The sequence below is a fragment of the Pseudonocardia halophobica genome (assembly GCF_027922425.1).
Lineage (GTDB): Bacteria > Actinomycetota > Actinomycetes > Mycobacteriales > Pseudonocardiaceae > Pseudonocardia > Pseudonocardia halophobica.
Genome location: NZ_BSFQ01000300.1, coordinates 1 through 512 on the forward strand (window position 1 = coordinate 1; position 512 = coordinate 512).

1 pseudogene is annotated in these 512 nt (G+C 75.8%); it reads right to left on the reverse strand.

From position 1 onward, the window contains the following. Positions 1 to 375: pseudogene (locus PKE99_RS38715) on the reverse strand (hypothetical protein); the annotation flags it as partial. Between the last annotated feature and the right edge of the window lie 137 nt (positions 376 to 512).

Consider the following 512-nt stretch of genomic DNA (forward strand, 5'->3'; position numbering starts at 1 on the left):
GCTGCGCGCGCGCTCGACCAGGACGGTGGCGACGGGGCGGGTCCCGACCCGGCGGGGCAGGTCGGTCACCACGATCATGACGTCCCACTCCTGGCGTTCGCGGTGCTCCTGCGCGAGCGACTCCAGCGGGACCAGGCCCTGCTCGTCGAGCGGGATCTCTCGGGTCTCGCTGCCCACGACCCACTCGGTCGCGTCGTCGACCTGTGCGGCCAGCACCTCGGACAGGTCGGGTAGGAGGGCGGCGGCGAGATCGGTAGGCGCACCAGGATCGGCCAACAGGCCGACCCGGACCCGGCGGCCGCCTGGCCGCCCCTCTCGGGTGGACCTGCCGCCGCCCACCCGGTCGGGCGAACGGTCACGTGCTCGGTCGTCCATGGCGCCCCTCCTGGGCTCGTCGAGGCGCTGGCGCCTCCGATGTGCGCGCCCCTCGTGCACGCGTCACTTCCGGGGCGACGGCGATGCGGTGGTGGCCGGGCGGACCCGGCCACCACCGTCCCCGAACGGCGGCCCCG